Source organism: Streptococcus pseudopneumoniae, from assembly GCF_001072665.1.
Lineage (GTDB): Bacteria > Bacillota > Bacilli > Lactobacillales > Streptococcaceae > Streptococcus > Streptococcus pseudopneumoniae_S.
Genome location: NZ_JVJI01000098.1, coordinates 1 through 17,596 on the forward strand (window position 1 = coordinate 1; position 17,596 = coordinate 17,596).

Here is a 17,596-nt window from a genome sequence, read left to right on the forward strand (position 1 = left end):
TTTTTTCTCGATAGCTTCAGTCAGGCTAGCCATAGCCTTATCGTAATTGATTTCAGGCTGTTCAGGTTGTTTTGGTTCAACTGGTTGTTCTGGACTTGTTTCGTCTCCAGGTTTTTGGTAATTTTCGTCTTTGCTAAGAATATCTTGCAAAGCAGTGACTGTTGACATCACATCTTGTACATTTACAGTATCAGAACTTAATTGTGCAGTGAGTTTATCAAGATTAGACTTAAATGCTTGGCGTGCAGTTGCTGTATTTTTCAAACCACTTGGATCAAAGTTAGATAAGTCGTCTTTCCATTTAGAGAGAGATTGAAGGATTTGTGTTTTGCTGTAGAGTTCACTTCCTTCACCACGAGTGATGAATTGATCCACCTGGATACCGATGTTTCGAGACAAATCGTTTCGATCAGGATCTAGTTGAAGGGTGACTGCGTGCAAGTTTTCATCAAGACCTTTTAGGCTAACCAGAGTTTGATTGCCTTGGCGTTGAGCAGCGTGACCGCTAAAGTATTTCTTGCCCTCAATAGTCGACGCATTTCCCATGCCGTCTTGGTAAGGAACTTCTTTGCCATCTAGGAAGACTTTGTAGATACCATGATTTGGATCAACATAGCCCTTGATATCAAGTCCAGTACCGTAGAAGTAGGCTGTGACAGTTGTCTTTTTCTTTTGTTCATCAGTTAAGCGACCAAAGGAAGCCCAAGACTCCGTTTTTTGGTACTTGTCTGCTGAATTGGTTTCATGGTGCCAGCCAGGACTGTAATCCAACTGACTAGCTTGGTCATCATAACTTGTTTGATCCTTGATCAGCAATTCAGCTTTCATCACTTGGATGGTTGCATCGGTAGCAAAACCGAGTAAAGCACCATCAGAAACAGAAGTGAGCTTGGCTTTGAAGTCAAAGATAGAGTCGGCTTGTTCTGTAAAGTCAATCGTTGGGATGGTAACAGTCTTTTCTGTTTCTCCATCTTCAAAAGTCACATCTTGAGTTGTATCTTGGTAAACTTTACCGTGAACCCCAGTTCCAGGTTCTGTGATGAAGCGAACAGTAGCAGTACCCTTGCTTCCACCAACACGTTTAATTTTAACAGTGACTGGTTTTCCTTTTTCGACTTCGTAAGAAGTTGCTTCAAGCTCAAACATACCCTTGCTGTTATTGTTTAGAGTGTAGATTCCTTCTGTAGCAATTGGTTCACCTGTTTTATTAACAAGGGTAATGGTATGTTGGCCAGGTGCTAAATCGTCTGTTTCATATACTTTTTGGCTGCGTTTACGGCTAGTGTTCTTAGTTTGCACATCCGCAACTTTTTGGCCATCAACGTAGACGGACATTTCTCCATGACCTGGGTCAACTGTAGAGACGACATAGGCCTTGGTTCCTGTGAAAGTATAGCTTACTTTGGCATCTTTTTGATTGGTCCACATAGAAGTGCCACGAACACCTTCAGATTCATTGTACCAAGTTGTACCGGCTGTATCCGCTGTTGTATTTGAGTGGTATTCAAGTCCAAGAGGGTAGCCGTCTGTCTTTTCGATACTACTTGGTGTCTTGTAGACTGAGAAGTTGGTTAAGATTGGAGTTGCTTGAGCTCCGGTGATGGTTACACGGATTTTTTGTGCCTCTACAGGCTTGCCTTGAATCAAGCGACGGTAACCAACAGTTGAACCTTCTCCGTAAGTCACCCAGCGACCGTTGATTTCGACTTCAATCTTGAAACCAGAGATACGCTGACCTTTGGCGATGTCTTCCTTGAGTTCGACAACGTCAAAGCGTCTCTTTTGTCCCAAATCGACTGTGAAGCTACCTGTTGTGGCATCATTTGAAAGAGCCCAGCTAGTATCATCTTTACCGTCTGTCAGGTGGCTTTCTTTGTAGAGATGGTTCTGACGAGTCGAGCTTGCTGTTACAGTTGCTCCTTTGGCAAAGTCAGTCGCATACATTTGATCTAGAGTCGCTTTGAATTCTTTCAAGCGAGCCACGTCAGCATCTGCGAATTTTCCTTCTTTGTTTGGTGGAATGTTGAGAAGAAGTGGCGTTCCACGACCAACAGACTTGAAGTAGATATCCATCAATTCTTTGAGGGATTTTGGTTGCTGGTTATCGTGGTAGAACCAGCCAGAGCGGATGGAAACATCTGCTTCCCCTACAGAGTACATATCTCCGTCAGGGTCACCGTGGTTAAGGTATTCGTTCTTAACATTTTCGGTGATGTTTGCTTTCTTGACCTTATGCCATACAGGGTCACCGGCGATACCACGCTCATTTCCAATCCAACGGATACTTGTTGGTTCGGCAGAGAAGATAGCGATATCTCCTTCAGCTTCCTTGATGTATTTGAACCACTCATCAAAAGTGTAGGTTACTTTTTGGGCACCGCTACCGCGTGCTCCATCCATCCAAACTTCGATAAATTTACCCTTATTACCGTATTTTGGATTACCAAGGATTTCTTTTAGTTGATTGAGGTAGTATTCGTTGTATTCTTTTTGAGTAGCTACCTTATATTTAGGGCTATTAACATCCCATGGTGATAGGTAAACACCCATGTTCATATCGTATTTAGTAGCCGATTTAGAGATTTCTTCTAAAAGGTCACCCTTTCCATCTTTCCATGGACTTGCAGCTACGGTATGATTTGTATATTTAGATGGGTAAATAACGAAACCATCGTGGTGTTTGACAACCATAATAGTTCGTTTAAAGCCAGTTTCCTTTAGAGTACGGATCCATTGATCTGTATCTAAGTTAGTTGGATTGAAGTTTTTAGGATCTTCATTCCCATGTCCCCACTCAGAATTAGTATAAGTATTCATACCATAGTGGATGAAGGCAGCTAATTCTTCCTTGTGATAATCAAGTTGAGCCTTGCTTGGAAGGGGACCGTGATTTCCGATTTCTGTTTCTTTATCTTCTGGATGAGCAGCAGGTAAAACAGTTGAAGTCGGTTTAGAGCTATCAGAGATTTTTTCGTATTCAAAGACAACATCATTCACACCTTTGTGCTGGATGCTGGCTTCTAAGCGTGGAGTGATTGCGCGGTAGCCTGCGATTTCTTTTGCTTCAAAAGTGTTTACAAAGGAAACATCGTATTCTTTTCCGTCATTATTATCAGTAACAACATCTGCTAATTCTTGCTCTGAGCCTTTCAAACGATAATGAATGGCAAATGAACCTTTATTCACTTTATAAACCACCTTGATGACCCGTGTTCCTGGAGCTGTTTTGCTGACGACGTTGTAGGTCCACTCATCTTTGAGTTGTTTGTTGATTTCGACGCCATCAATAGAGACAATCTGGTATTTCTCTTGATTTTTTGTATAGAAGTCAGTCTTAGCGATTTCTTTTTTGAAGTTATAATCAAAAGCTGTTCCAACTTCAGTTTTTTCAACAAAAGTATCATCAGTTTTGATTGGATTACCAGTTTCATCTACGTGTTGAACAACTACACGTCCGTAATCGATTCCTTTAATGAGTGTCGCAACACCATTTTCATCGAAAGAATATTGATTTTCGCCAATAACAGCAGTTTTATTTCTGAACATTTCTCCTTCAGGAGTAAAGTAATATCGTTTCCCATTATCACCTTGGTACCAACCTTTGACACCATATTTAGCGATAATATCTTTTACCCATTTTACTTGCTCGGGTGAGAGGACGATTCCGCCACCGAAGCGGTCTTTGTCAGGGATGCCGTTTTCAATTGTGCCGTGTTGGTGAACACCGACTACTTTACCATCACCGTTGATAATACCAGCACCTGAAAGGCCTGAAACAGAAGTCATATGATAGGTGATGCCTTTTGAGCCTTTATCATCATAATTATCAACAGATTTCACGACACCATCAGCCTTGTAAAGTTGACCAGCTACAATTGGTTTTTTGAGCTCAGGTGAGCTTGAATCAGTTGGATATCCAATCGTGCTAACAGGGTCCCCAGGTTGATAGGTTTTATTTTCTGCCAAGGGAACAAAGGTAGCAGCTTTATTTGGACTAGCGATTTGAAGAGGAACAGGTGCTACAACAGCAGCCAAGTCATTTTGATATCCTTTTCCAAATTCTTTCTTGTTCCAAAAATGAATATCTTCTTCTTTGAAAAGAGTAGTATTACCCGTTACAGGTTGAGAATTGCGAACAGCAGAATTAGAACCGAGGTTATAGTAAAACTTAGCAGAATCTCCGCCTCGAATATGTCCTTCTTTTGTATCACGGTTTGATTCTAAAAAGTTGTGGGCAACAGTCAAGATGACATTTGGTGCCACAAAAATACCAGAACCAGACACGATATAGCGTTGGGAACCACCATTGTAAATAGTGTAAATCATACTAGCAGCAGTAGCAGGTTGTCCTTCATAAGGGACGTGCTTCAAATCTAGACCACCGTTGATAATTGCACGATTACCATTTTCAGCTTCTTTTGGAAGTTCTTCCTTGTTTTTTAGAATGCTTTCTGTCTCAACTTTAGGACTATCCTTCTTGTCTACGATTGCTGAAGTATCTATGTTTTTTACGGGTGCATCAGGATAAGCTTGATCGTGGATTTCTTCAGGAAGCAAGTCAGTAGTTTTAGTTTCTGCTACAGTCTTCTCTTCTACTGGTTTAACAGTTTTTTCTGCTTTCTCTGCTTTCTCTGACTCTTGAGGTGTAGAAATTACAGGACTTTCATTTTTGACTTCTGGTTTGGTTTTTTCAACTTCGGCCAATTTTTCTACATTTGGTTGAGAGCTTGTAGTTTCAATTTTTGCTTCGTCAGCTAGTGCTGTACCAGATGCAAAAAAAGCGAGTCCGACCATAACCGAAGCAACTCCAACGGTTAATTTTCTGATGCTAAAAGTTTGCTCTTTTTCAAAAAGGTATCGATTCATAATGTACTCCTAGTTTGAATCAAGACAGTCAGCTACTGTCTGAGCCCAAGTATGACTTGGAAACGATTTTCTTTAGCGATAGTTAGATTTTGTGCAATAGTTTGAGACTAATTACCCCCTCTGTTTAAGCGCTTTCATTTTAGAATAAAAAAATTAAAATTGTTATCTTAATCTTTAAAATAACCTAAAAACCTTAACATAACAAATATACTAAATTGTTCCAAGAAATGCAATAGAGAAAGTAAACCTAATTTAAAGAAATTCTTTCACTTTTTAAAGAAAAAAATACATCCTTTCAAGAATTAAACTGAATGAAAGAATGTATTCAAAAAAAAGTCAGAGTAATTTTTGTAGCGCCTCTTCAATTTGTTTTGGGTCTGTTTTTGAAGAGAAGCGTTCAAAGACCTGCCCATCACGACCAATGAGAAACTTAGCGAAATTCCATTCGACTCGTTTTCCCAGTGGGCCAGATTTTTGTTCTTTCAACCAAACATAGAGAGGGTCTGCTTCCTTACCGTTGACCTTGATCTTGGCAAAACGTGGGAAGGTGGTTTGATAATGTAGGCTACAGAAGGCGTTGATTTCCTCTGCGCCGCCTGGTGCTTGTCCCATAAACTGATTGCAAGGAAAGTCTAAAATCTCAAAACCTTGTTCTTGATAGCGATCATAGAGTTCTTGAAGTCCTTGGTACTGGGGCGTTAAACCACATCCAGTAGCAGTGTTGACAACCAAGAGAACCTTACCACGATAGGTCTCTAGTGGAGTTTCTTGATGGTCTTGGTTCAAGACTGAAAAATCGTATAGTGAAGTCATTGCTTGCTTTTCTCCTTCTGTTTGGTATTTTTAGGAGTTTTCTCCTCCTGTAGTGATAGAAATCCGTAGGTCAGGGTTCCAAAAATGCTTCCGATAATCAGGCTATACATCAGGAAAGGAATACTTTTATCGAATTGCATGAGCAACTTTCCAAAATCTGAAAGGGACATCTGTTGAACGAAGACTTTATGAAAGATGAGTAAGGTAAAGAAGCCAATCTGAATACCGATAAACACAATCCAGCTTCGGAATTTGATTTGAGCTTTGCTGTAGGTTTTGAGAATGATTTCTGATTTGTCATCCTTTTCAAGATGAAGCTCTTGGACGGCTTTTTGAGCTTTTATACTCATGAACAAAATGAGTCCAAAATAGATGTAGGGCATAACATTTCGAACAATTTCTATAAAGCTTCCGAACAAAATATAGAATAGGAAGAGAATGAAGGAAGAGTAAAAGATTTGGATCATGGAACGGGCGCAAGCCTTGTAGATAACCTCTTGACGGCATTCATCAAAAGGCCCTTGGATATGAAAGAAATTTCGAAGTAAGCGAGTTGTTAAGTCTTCTTTTTTCATGGGTGATTTCTCCTAAATGAACGATGTTATTTTGTTTCTTTTACGAATTGATAGAGATAATAAAGATAAGTAATAGAAGAAAGGATGGCGATAGTTAGCAGTATATAATATTTCCAATTGCTTGAAATGAGCGTCAGCTGTGGTAAGGATAGAAAGGATAGAATCATAAAGCATAGTGCTAGGTTGAGTATGCGCGTTTTTTGGGAATCTATCTTTAGATAAGTCAATCCTTTGTTGAGTGCTGGAACAAAGACTGGAAGGAGGACTATATCGTAGATTGGCAAGTTCCCTGAAACGATGATGAAGGTGAGTAGAGAAGCAAACAAAAGATGATAGGTAAGTAAAGTTACTAGTGATTTCATAGGGCACCTCCTAATCCTCATCTTGCTCTTTTTTAGTTTTTGCAATGCGACGGGAGATGAGGAACTGTATGCTCGCTCCGAAGAAGATAGAACCGAGAATGCTTGATACACCATTTCTTATAGTTAGGAGAGAATGAAAATAGTCCTGACCTTCACCTATGAGTATACTGAGAAGAGGAGTTATAAAAAACATCCATAGACCAAAGAACAAACCTGCTTTAAGACCTGGGTAGTATAGTTGCTTGCTTTCTTTCTCATTCAGCATATCTGGATCAATAGCTGTAATCCCTGTTTTTTTCATTTGGTAGGTGACATAGCCAGCAGCGATGAGGGCAATCACTAGAATCAGAGGAGGATAGATTAGAGCCACTTCTTGAGGGTATTTATAGGCCAGAAGGAGTGGAATAAGATTTCCGAAAATCATCAGATAAAAGAGGATGATAAAGACTTGGTTCCCAATACGATCGGCCTCACGCCGTTTGTATTCGTCAAGGGGACCAGAGATACCGTATGTGCGTTTGATCAGTTTTTCAGTGAAGGTTTCTTTTTTCATGAGTTGGCTCCTTTTTTAAAAATTATCCTCCCAAAAGAGACTGTTGAGGTCAGTTTGGAGGCTACGGGCGAGATTGAGACAGAGTTCCAGGGTTGGATTGTACTTGTCGTTTTCAATCATATTGATGGTTTGTCTCGAGACACCGATATCCTTGGCGAGTTCGAGCTGGGAAATGCCCAGTTCCTTGCGAAATTCTTTCACACGATTCATCTGGTCTCCTTTCTGATTCATGTCGTATATATTTGACTATATTATATTCTTCTATGAAATAGATGTCAAGCATATTTGACATATTTCTTAAAGAAATCTTACTTGTTTTTGCCCTATTTGTCTGACTAGTGCAAGCTGGTCGGATTTGTGGTAAAATAGATAGGATATGACAAAAGAATTTCATCATGTAACGGTCTTACTCCACGAAACGATTGATATGCTTGATGTGAAACCTGACGGTGTTTACGTTGATGCGACCTTGGGTGGAGCAGGCCATAGCGAATATTTATTAAGTAAATTAAGTGAAAAAGGCCATCTCTATGCCTTTGACCAGGACCAGAATGCCATTGACAATGCGCAAAAACGTTTGGCACCTTACATTGAAAAGGGGATGGTGACTTTTATAAAGGATAACTTCCGTCATTTACAGGCACGTTTGCGCGAAGCTGGTGTTCAGGAAATTGATGGAATTTGTTATGACTTGGGAGTGTCTAGTCCTCAATTGGACCAGCGTGAGCGTGGTTTTTCTTATAAAAAGGATGCGCCACTGGACATGCGGATGAATCAGGAAGCTAGTCTGACAGCTTATGAAGTGGTGAACCACTATGACTATCATGACCTGGTTCGTATTTTCTTCAAATATGGCGAGGACAAATTCTCTAAACAGATTGCGCGTAAGATTGAACAAGCGCGTGAAGTCAAGCCAATCGAGACAACGACTGAGTTAGCAGAAATTATCAAGTCGGCCAAACCTGCCAAGGAGCTCAAGAAGAAGGGCCATCCTGCCAAGCAGATTTTCCAGGCTATTCGAATTGAAGTCAATGATGAACTGGGAGCGGCAGATGAATCCATCCAGCAGGCTATGGAGATGTTGGCTCTAGATGGTAGAATTTCAGTGATTACCTTCCATTCACTAGAAGACCGCTTGACCAAACAATTGTTCAAGGAAGCTTCAACTGTGGAAGTTCCCAAAGGTTTGCCTTTCATCCCAGATGATCTCAAGCCCAAGATGGAATTGGTATCCCGTAAGCCAATCTTGCCAAGTGCAGAAGAATTAGAAGCCAATAACCGCTCGCACTCAGCTAAGTTGCGTGTGGCCAGAAAAATTCACAAGTAAGAGGGAAAAATGGTAGATAAGAAAGAAACAACCAGTCAATTCTTGCAGAATCGTATAAAAAAATTCTCACGTGTGGAGAAGGCTTTTTATCTTTCCATCGCTTTTACGGCACTCGTTTTAGCAGTGAGCATTCTCTTTATGCAGACACGACTCTTGCAAGTGCAAAGTGATTTGACAAAAATCAATGCGCAGATAGAGGAAAAGAAGACAGAGCTGGACGATGCCAAGCAGGAAGTGAATGAATTGATTCGTTCAGAGCGCTTGAAAGAGATTGCAGATAAAAAAGATTTGAAATTGAATAATGAAAATATCCGAACAGCGGAGTAAGATATGAAATGGACAGAAAAAATAACCCGATTTGCGATAAAAAATCGTAAGTCTCCAGCAAAAAACCGTAGGATAGTTGGCAAGTACCTCAGCTTTTTAGCTGTTGCCCTTTTCGGCCTCTTTTTGGCCAATTTTGCTTATATTATCGCAAAAGGTAATATATTTGGTACTGACTTGGTAAAAGAGGCTAAAAAGGTTCACCAAACAACCCGAACAGTTCCTGCCAAACGTGGGACTATCTATGACCGAAATGGAGTGCCTATTGCTGAAGATGCGACTTCCTATAACGTCTATGCTGTTATTGATAAAAAATACAAGTCAGCAACTGGAAAAATTCTTTATGTAGAGGATTCGCAGTTTAATAAGGTAGCTGAAGTCTTCCATAAGTATTTAGACATGGATGAAGCTTATGTGAAAGAGCAATTAGCTCAACCAAATCTGACCCAAGTTTCCTTTGGTGCAAAAGGAAATGGGATTACCTATGCCAATATGATGGCTATTAAAAAAGATTTGAAAGATGCTAGTGTGGAAGGGATTGACTTTACAACTAGCCCTAACAGAAGCTATCCAAATGGACAATTTGCTTCTAGCTTTATTGGCTTAGCCCAACTTCATGAAAATGAGGATGGTAGTAAGAGTTTGTTAGGGACTTCTGGTTTGGAGAGTTCTTTAAATACCATTCTAGCTGGGACAGACGGTATTATTACCTATGAAAAAGACCGTGTAGGAAATATCGTACCAGGTACAGAACTGGTATCGCAACAAACTGTGGATGGCAAGGATGTTTATACAACATTGTCTAGTCCGCTACAATCTTTCATGGAAACTCAGATGGATGCCTTTCTAGAAAAAGTAAAAGGTAAGTACATGACCGCGACCTTGGTCAGTGCAAAGACCGGTGAAATCCTCGCTACCACCCAACGACCTACCTTTAATGCAGATACTAAAGAAGGAATCACTGAGGACTTTGTTTGGCGTGATATTCTTTATCAAAGTAACTATGAACCAGGATCAACCATGAAGGTTATGACGTTAGCTTCTTCTATTGATAATAATACATTCCCAAGTGGAGAATACTTCAATAGCAGTGAATTAAAAATAGCGGATGCGACAATTCGAGATTGGGATGTTAATGGTGGTTTGACGACTGGTGGGATGATGACTTTCTTACAAGGTTTCGCTCACTCCAGTAATGTTGGAATGAGTCTACTTGAACAAAAAATGGGAGATGCTACTTGGTTGGATTATCTAAACCGCTTTAAGTTTGGGGTGCCGACGCGTTTTGGTCTGACTGATGAGTATTCAGGTCAATTGCCTGCAGATAATATTGTCGATATTGCCATGAGTGCATTTGGTCAGGGGATTTCTGTAACGCAGACCCAGATGCTACGTGCTTTTACAGCCATTGCCAACGATGGGGTTATGTTGGAGCCAAAATTTATAAGTGCTATTTATGATACTAACAATCAGTCTGTACGAAAGTCTCAAAAAGAGATTGTAGGAAAACCTGTATCTGAAGATGCAGCAAGCTTGACTCGTACTAACATGATATTAGTTGGGACGGACCCTCTATATGGAACTATGTATAATCACTACACAGGAAAGCCAATTATAACAGTTCCTGGACAAAATGTAGCAGTTAAATCCGGTACGGCTCAAATCGCTGATGAGAAAAATGGAGGATACTTGGTTGGTTCTACCAATTATATTTTCTCAGTTGTGACTATGAATCCTGCTGAAAATCCTGATTTTATCTTGTATGTAACGGTTCAACAGCCTGAGCATTATTCAGATGCCCAGTTGGGAGAGTTTTCCAATCCAATATTGGAGCGGGCTTCAGCGATGAAAGAATCTCTGAACCTTCAATCTCCAGCTAAGAATTTAGATCAAGTGACGACAGAATCTTCGTATGCAATGCCTAGCATCAAGGATATTTCACCTGGTGATTTGGCGGAAGCCTTACGTCGAAATATTGTGCAACCAATCGTTGTTGGTACTGGAACAAAGATTAAAGAGACTTCTGTAGAAGAAGGAAAAAATCTTGCACCAAACCAACAAGTTCTCCTTTTATCGGATAAGGTAGAAGAAATTCCAGATATGTATGGCTGGAAAAAAGAGACTGCTGAGACCTTTGCTAAATGGTTGGATATTGAGCTAGAATTTGAAGGTTCAGGTTCCGTCGTCCAAAAGCAAGACGTTCGGACCAATACAGCTATCAAAAACATTAAAAAAATTAAATTAACTTTAGGAGATTAACATGATTAGTTCCATCAGTGCTGGAATTGTGACATTTTTACTAACTTTAGTAGGAATTCCGGCCTTTATCCAATTTTATAGAAAGGCGCAAATTACAGGCCAGCAGATGCATGAGGATGTCAAACAGCACCAGGCAAAAGCTGGGACTCCTACAATGGGGGGGCTTGTTTTCCTCATTGCTGCAGTTGTGGTGAGTTTCCTCGTCGCTCTTTTTTCAAAACAATTGACCAATAATGTTGGTATGGTTTTGTTTATTTTGGTCTTGTATGGTTTGGTTGGTTTTTTAGATGACTTTCTCAAGGTCTTCCGAAAGATCAATGAGGGCCTTAATCCCAAACAGAAATTGGCTCTTCAGCTGCTAGGTGGCGTCATTTTCTACCTTTTTTATGAGCGTGGGGGCGATATGCTCTCTGTCTTTGGCTACCAAGTGCATTTAGGGATTTTCTATATTATCTTCGCTCTTTTCTGGCTAGTCGGTTTTTCAAACGCAGTCAACTTGACAGATGGTATTGACGGTCTAGCTAGTATTTCCGTTGTGATTAGCTTGTCTGCTTATGGAGTTATTGCCTATGTGCAAGGTCAGATGGATATCCTTCTAGTGATTCTTGCCATGATTGGTGGTTTGCTTGGTTTCTTCGTCTTTAACCATAAGCCTGCTAAAGTCTTTATGGGGGATGTGGGAAGTTTGGCCTTAGGTGGAATGCTGGCAGCTATCTCTATGGCCCTCCACCAAGAATGGACTCTCTTGATTATCGGAATTGTTTATGTCTTTGAAACAACTTCGGTTATGATGCAAGTCAGTTATTTCAAACTGACAGGTGGTAAACGTATTTTTCGTATGACGCCTGTGCATCATCATTTTGAGCTTGGAGGATTGTCTGGTAAGGGAAGTCCTTGGAGCGAGTGGAAGGTCGACTTCTTCTTTTGGGGAGTGGGGCTATTAGCAAGTCTTTTGACACTAGCCTTTTTATACCTACTGTAAAAAATAAATCAGGATGAAGCTTATCTTCATCCTGATTTTTGTGTGGTTAAAAGTTAGTTGGATTCATCCTTCTTACTCTTAAGTAGAAAAGTTGCTGTTAGGACTAGACTCAATCCTAACAAGAATAGTAGTGGATTGGATGTTTCACCAGTAGCTGGAAGTTGTTCTTTAGGAGAATGATTTGCCGATTGGACAAGGTCTGGACTAGATGAAACTTGATTAGAGCTGTTGGCTAATGGTTTGATATCTGTTTCACTTGGTTTTTGATTTGCAGTAGCTGATGCTCCATTAGCTCGATAAACGACTGCATAGGTACTGAAATGGCTAGTCGTAAATTCTGCCATTCCCTCGCGAATAGTAAAATCGAGTGCGTGTAACTCTTTTGATGGAGTTAGGTAGTAGACATTTTCGACAGCTGAGGAAATAGGCAAGCGGACCAAGACAGTTCCTTTTGGTTGTAAACTATGATCTGTTGAATTTTTAAGGTGAAGATCGTAAGCATCATAGGTCTTACCAAATAGTTCTTGAGCTAATACACGTCTGCTAGAAATGTGAGAAATTCCCTCTAAGTCAGTCACTCCTCCAATAATTTCAACTTTAGTCTTTTCATCCTTTAAGACACGAAGTTTATATTCAGGAACAGAAACGGTAGGCGGTTGTTCTAGTCCCGCTGTCCCGACAGGTTGAGTGTACTCAGGGATAGAAACAGTAGGCGGTTGTTCTAGTCCTGCTGTGCCGATAGGTTGAGTGTACTCAGGGATATTTACTACAGGCGGTTGTTCCTGTCCAGCCGTTCCGATAGGTTTAGTGTATTCAGGGATAGAAACAGTAGGCGGTTGTTTCTGTCCAGCCGTTCCGATAGGCTCAGTGTACTCAGGAATGTTTACTACAGGCGGTTGTTCCTGTCCCGCTGTACCGATAGGTTTAGTGTACTCAGGAATGTTTACTACAGGCGGTTGTTCCTGTCCAGCTGTGCCGATAGGTTTAGTATACTCAGGAATATTTACTACAGGGGGTTGTTCCTGTCCTGCTGTACCGATAGGCTTAGTGTATTCAGGAATTTCTACAATAGGAGCAGGGTCATCTCCCTTGCTTGTAGTTGGCTGCTGATTCTCAACCTTCTTCTCATCCTTTTTGGTAAAGACAGCTACGACAGGACTGCTTGTTGTATTTCCCTGGATAGAATAAGCTTCTATCGCATTTCCAATTTTTCGATTGGTTTCGTCAGGGATAGGGATTTGTACCTGATTATCTTGAATTGATAAGACAGTCTGATCTCCAGTCGTAACTAGATGATTATCGTCTATCCTGCGTAAAACGAGTGGATCTTTGATGCCTGGGAAGGTCACAGCGATGGCTTCCCAATCTCCAGCTGGAAGAGTTAAAGAGATGTTTTTATCCCCTTCCTTAAGTGGTGCGATACTTGGACTATCTATACCAACAGCAGGGGCTTTGATGATATCAAATGAATCTAGAGAAATTTTCTTGCGTCCTGCTGGTGAATTTGGATCAACTTTCAATGTCAAAATATGATTACCATCGGTCAGATTAGTAAATTCTCCAATTAAGGTTGCCTTTTGGGTAGCGCCAGCAGTGTAGAAGTCTAGACTTGGCATGTCTTTGCCATCTAGTGTCACGAGAGCTTTTCCGAGAGCGGATGTTTTGAGTCCGTAAATTCGAATACCTGTTCCAGTAAATGGAATGGTTGCTTGAGCTTCTGAAGCGGTACTTGGGTCGGCGTTATTGATGTCCGCATATTTTTCTGTGCTCTTATATAATTCAGTGTCGCTCCAATCTTTGAATTGAGATCCGTATTGAATGCGAGGGTCGCGGTCATCCATTTTTTCAATGGTTGTTCCCTGTCCAGGTAAAACTTTAAAGTAGTCTAAGGAAATTTTGGAGCGCTCACTGCCACGGTGTTTATGCTCTTGTTTTACAGTGATAGTCATCACATGAGCACCATCTGACAATCCTGTGAAGCGACCGATAAGGCTACCTTTTTCAGTTGCACCTGCAGTATAGAAGTCCAGTTCACCGACTGATTTACCATCGATTTTGACTTCAGCGATTCCTAATTGAGATGATTTGAGACCATAGATTTCAATGCCAACACCATTGAAAGGAATGGTTGCTGTCGCATCTTTATCTGTATAGTTACCTAGTGAAAGGTCGGCAAACTTCTCTGTTCCTCCAAATAATTCTGAGTCTGCCCAGTTTCCAAAGGCAGAACCGTATTGGATTCGGCTATCACGGTCATCCATCAATTGGTTATAGGTTTCGACATTGGCCTTTTCGGATACCTGTGTAGAAACATTACCCAGCATAGCCTTAACAGTATAAGTGTAGGCGAGTTGAGGATCGAGTGAACGGTCGATAAAATGGGTTTGATTGGTCACAAACTCTCTGCTTGCAGAGGTTTGGCCAGATTCGTCTTTCACTTGTCTTTGGATAACATAGTGGGTAGCGCCTTCTACTTGGTTGAAGGTAAGTTCGGCAGTGACTCCATTTTGTCTAACTGCTGTCAGACTGGTTACACGACCAGGGAAATGTTCAAAGGTAATGACATCACCTTTTTGTGTTGCCAGTTGAATGCGGCCATCTTTAAGAACAGTTGCTTTGACTGATTTACCATTAACCTTAACCTGACTGGCTTCGATATTTGGATAATCTACAACTAGGTCTCCACCGACATTTGAAAGGAAGGACAAGCTTTGCAGGTTTTTATCTTTCCACTTCATGCTGACTTCAAAGTTACCACGAGCAACCAGACCAGAAACCTGACCGTCTTTCCAAGCATCTGGAAGGGCTGGCAATGGTGCAATGTAGCCAGTGTGTGATTGAAGAAGCATTTCTGCAATCCCACTGGTTGCTCCAAAGTTTCCGTCTATTTGGAAAGGTGCGTGCGTATCCCAAAGGTTTTCTAGGGTTGAATATTTGAGCTGTTCAGCGAGCAAGCGATGAGCACGGTTACCGTCTAAGAGACGAGCCCAGAGGTTGATTTTATTGGCCTTAGACCAACCAGTACCACCATCTCCACGGTGGTTGAGGGTAGCACGCGCAGCTTCTAAGTATTCAGCCTGATCCTTGCTAAAGAGCGTACCTGGGAAGAGACCTACCAGATGGGAAACGTGACGGTGGTTGTTTTCAATGCCTTCATTAGTGAATTGTGGACTGTCTTCTTCGTACCATTCCTTGATGCGTCCCTCTTTGTTAATGTGAAGTGGTTTGAGTTTGTCAAATTTAGCCTTGACCTCTGTGACTAAGTCTTGGTCGACTTTCAGATGGTTGGCAACTTCCATGTAGTCATGGAATAGCTGCCAGACTAGTGATTGGTCAAAGGTATTTCCAATGGTAATAGTACCGTGTTCAGGTGAATAGGATGGAGAAGATACCCAACGGTCGCTGGCCTGGTCATAGTGCAAGAAGGAGTTCCAGAACTTAGCAGTTTCCTTGAGCATTGGATAGATCTTTTCTTTGAGATAAGTCTCATCCTTGGTGAATTTATAGTAGTCATAAACGTTCTGCATCATCCAAGCATTAGCTGCTGGCGACCAACCCCAATAGTAATTCCAACCAGGGGTAGTCCAGCCAAATGGTGTCGCCTGGGTATGAACCAGCCAGCCATTTTCTTGTCCATCTTTGGATTCGATACCGGCGTATTCCTTAGCAGCGATACGGCCATAGTAACGCATATCGTCAATGTAATTGATCATTGGCTTGGCAGTTTCAGCTAGATTGCTCATGTAGGCTGGCCAATAGTTCATTTGCAAGTTGACATTGAGGTGGTAATCAGCGTTCCAAGGTGGATTGTCTACGGCATTCCAGACTCCTTGTAGGTTGGCAGGAAGGGCATCTGTCCGATCACGAGATGAACTAATCAATAAATAACGTCCGTATTGGAAGAAGAGTTCTTCCAGTTTTTGCCCTTTTGTTGGGTTATAGGTCTGAAGGGCCTCTTTTGTCGTTTGAGCAGCATTGCTTCCACCTAGGTTTAGTTTGACGCGGTTAAAGAGGCTTTGATAGTCTTTGATATGGTTCTTTTTAAGTGTCTCGTAGTCTTTGCCACTAGCTGCTTCTACAATGCCTTTAACTGTTTTTTCGAGGTCAATGTCTTTGCGATAGTTTGTTTTTGGATTCTGAGCAAAGTTAGTCTTGGCACTGAGTAAAAGCGTAGCGTAGCTAGCTCCTGTGATTGTTAAACTATCCTCATGGACAGTAACTTTTCCGTCCGTTTTAATTCCTAGATAGGATGCGAACTGGAGGCCATTATCTTTGACTGTACCTTTTAGTAGGATACCATTTGGGTCTGTCGTAACATGGCCACTCTTGTAGTGAGAATATTCCGCTGAGTAGTCTCCGTTAGCAAGTAAATCTTCTGTTAAGCTATTCCAAACTGTAAAATCAAGTTTTTTGTCCCCTTTTTGGGTCAAGTGGGTCACGGTGACATCATCAGGGTAACTTGAGAAGGTTTCTCTTTTAAAGGTCGTTCCATCTTGGGTGTAAGAAGTTGTAGTAGTGGCTTCTGTGATATCCAAACCACGGTGATAGTCTGTAACTGTATCCAGCCCCTTTTTCTGGTTATTGAAGACCATGAAGATATCACCAAAGGCTAGATAACGTCCATACTGGGCGTTGTTTGGTCCAACTAGATTTTGTTCAGCTAATCGTTTGGCTTTTTGGCGATCTCCGTCTTCAAGAGCCTTACGAATTTCTGCTAAAATTTTATACCGTTCCTGATAGTTTCCTCCATTATAGTCGGTACTGTCGGGACGCGGTCCACCTGACCAAAGAGTTTTTTCGTTGTATTGGATTCTCTCCTCGCCGATGAGACCAAAAACCTTAGCACCCATTTCACCATTCCCAACTGGGAGTGCTTGTTTTTCCCAGCCATCATAGGAAGGAGCTGTTGGTCGATCATAGTTTAGCTGATAGTTGCTTTGTTCTGTCACAGGTAGTTCTTGTTTTTCGGTTTCCTTATTTTCATTAGGTTTTACAATAACTTCAGTACTTGCTTGGTTAGTTGTAGCAGAAGTAACATCAGCATTAGCGGGTTTACTTTCAGAAGAACTATTATTAGCTAGAACTGGTTTTGTATGATCAATTGGCACGTTTGGCTGTGTATGCTCAGTTGATTCACTTGCTTTTGTTATAGTGTCTGTCTTAACTGTAGTTTTCTCTAATGCAGGCTCGTTTTGCTGTACTTCAATAGTATCAGCAGAGACGGTATGACTAGCTAGAAAAACCGCTCCAAGCAAAACAGAGGCTGTGCCAACTGTTAGCTTTCGAATACTGTAGCGACAGGATTTCTCCCTCCAAATTTTTTCCATAGAAACCTCCTTTATTAATTAAAAGCGCTTTTATTTTCAATGAGGCGAACTTTTGTTTCTATATTGTATTGTTAATCTAATTTTACCAGCTAATGAAGTGTTGTCAAGAGGATTTGAGAAGGATATATATTTGATATTGTTTTGTATTAAAAAAGTGGAGGAAACGAATAGTAAGGGAGTGTATTTTTTATATTCTTTCTAGTTTTGA

The 17,596-nt window shown here is 41.0% G+C and carries 11 protein-coding genes; 4 read left to right on the forward strand and 7 right to left on the reverse strand.

Annotation, left to right across the window (positions count from 1 at the left end; genetic code table 11):
• From ADH52_RS05190 to ADH52_RS05215, 6 genes are all read right to left on the reverse strand, one after another.
• Window positions 1-4,866, reverse strand: a 4,866-nt coding sequence (locus ADH52_RS05190) for an alpha-L-fucosidase (RefSeq protein WP_049510475.1), incomplete at its 3' end; no start/stop codon positions are given.
• A gap of 336 nt (window positions 4,867-5,202) precedes the next feature.
• Window positions 5,203-5,679, reverse strand: coding sequence for a glutathione peroxidase (locus ADH52_RS05195; RefSeq protein WP_049510476.1), 477 nt, complete (start codon window positions 5,677-5,679; stop codon window positions 5,203-5,205).
• The gene (locus tag ADH52_RS05200; RefSeq protein ID WP_000711238.1) at window positions 5,676-6,254 is read right to left on the reverse strand and encodes a DUF3278 domain-containing protein; all 579 of its coding nucleotides are present in this window, start codon (window positions 6,252-6,254) and stop codon (window positions 5,676-5,678) included. The genes ADH52_RS05195 and ADH52_RS05200 overlap by 4 nt, the downstream gene beginning before the upstream one ends.
• Window positions 6,255-6,280: 26 nt before the next feature.
• Window positions 6,281-6,616 carry a hypothetical protein gene (locus ADH52_RS05205; protein WP_004256384.1) on the reverse strand — a complete coding sequence of 112 codons (336 nt, stop codon included), beginning with the start codon at window positions 6,614-6,616 and terminating at the stop codon, window positions 6,281-6,283.
• A gap of 10 nt (window positions 6,617-6,626) precedes the next feature.
• Window positions 6,627-7,169, reverse strand: coding sequence for a DUF3278 domain-containing protein (locus ADH52_RS05210; RefSeq protein ID WP_004256387.1), 543 nt, complete (start codon window positions 7,167-7,169; stop codon window positions 6,627-6,629).
• A 15-nt stretch (window positions 7,170-7,184) separates the two neighbouring features.
• Window positions 7,185-7,379 carry a helix-turn-helix transcriptional regulator gene (locus tag ADH52_RS05215; protein ID WP_001082471.1) on the reverse strand — a complete coding sequence of 65 codons (195 nt, stop codon included), beginning with the start codon at window positions 7,377-7,379 and terminating at the stop codon, window positions 7,185-7,187.
• Window positions 7,380-7,545: 166 nt separating this feature from the next.
• Between ADH52_RS05215 and rsmH the strand changes: the two genes are divergently transcribed.
• The 4 genes from rsmH to mraY are packed head-to-tail and all read left to right on the forward strand — an operon-like array spanning window position 7,546 to window position 12,061.
• Complete coding sequence (rsmH, locus tag ADH52_RS05220; protein WP_049510477.1) at window positions 7,546-8,496, forward strand: 16S rRNA (cytosine(1402)-N(4))-methyltransferase RsmH; 951 nt, start codon at window positions 7,546-7,548, stop codon at window positions 8,494-8,496.
• Window positions 8,497-8,505: 9 nt separating this feature from the next.
• Window positions 8,506-8,823, forward strand: a complete 318-nt coding sequence (gene ftsL, locus ADH52_RS05225) for a cell division protein FtsL (protein ID WP_049510478.1) — start codon at window positions 8,506-8,508, stop codon at window positions 8,821-8,823.
• Window positions 8,824-8,826: 3 nt separating this feature from the next.
• A complete protein-coding gene (gene pbp2X, locus ADH52_RS05230) occupies window positions 8,827-11,079 on the forward strand; it encodes a penicillin-binding protein PBP2X (protein ID WP_049510479.1) in 2,253 nt (750 codons plus the stop codon).
• A 1-nt stretch (window position 11,080) separates the two neighbouring features.
• Window positions 11,081-12,061 (forward strand): phospho-N-acetylmuramoyl-pentapeptide-transferase, encoded by a 981-nt coding sequence (mraY, locus tag ADH52_RS05235; protein ID WP_049510480.1) that lies wholly within the window; start codon window positions 11,081-11,083, stop codon window positions 12,059-12,061.
• A gap of 53 nt (window positions 12,062-12,114) precedes the next feature.
• On the opposite strand, the gene ADH52_RS10985 is transcribed toward mraY, so the two are convergent.
• On the reverse strand, window positions 12,115-17,388 hold the full coding sequence (locus tag ADH52_RS10985; RefSeq protein WP_080977878.1) for an SIALI-17 repeat-containing surface protein: 5,274 nt from the start codon (window positions 17,386-17,388) through the stop codon (window positions 12,115-12,117).
• Between the last annotated feature and the right edge of the window lie 208 nt (window positions 17,389-17,596).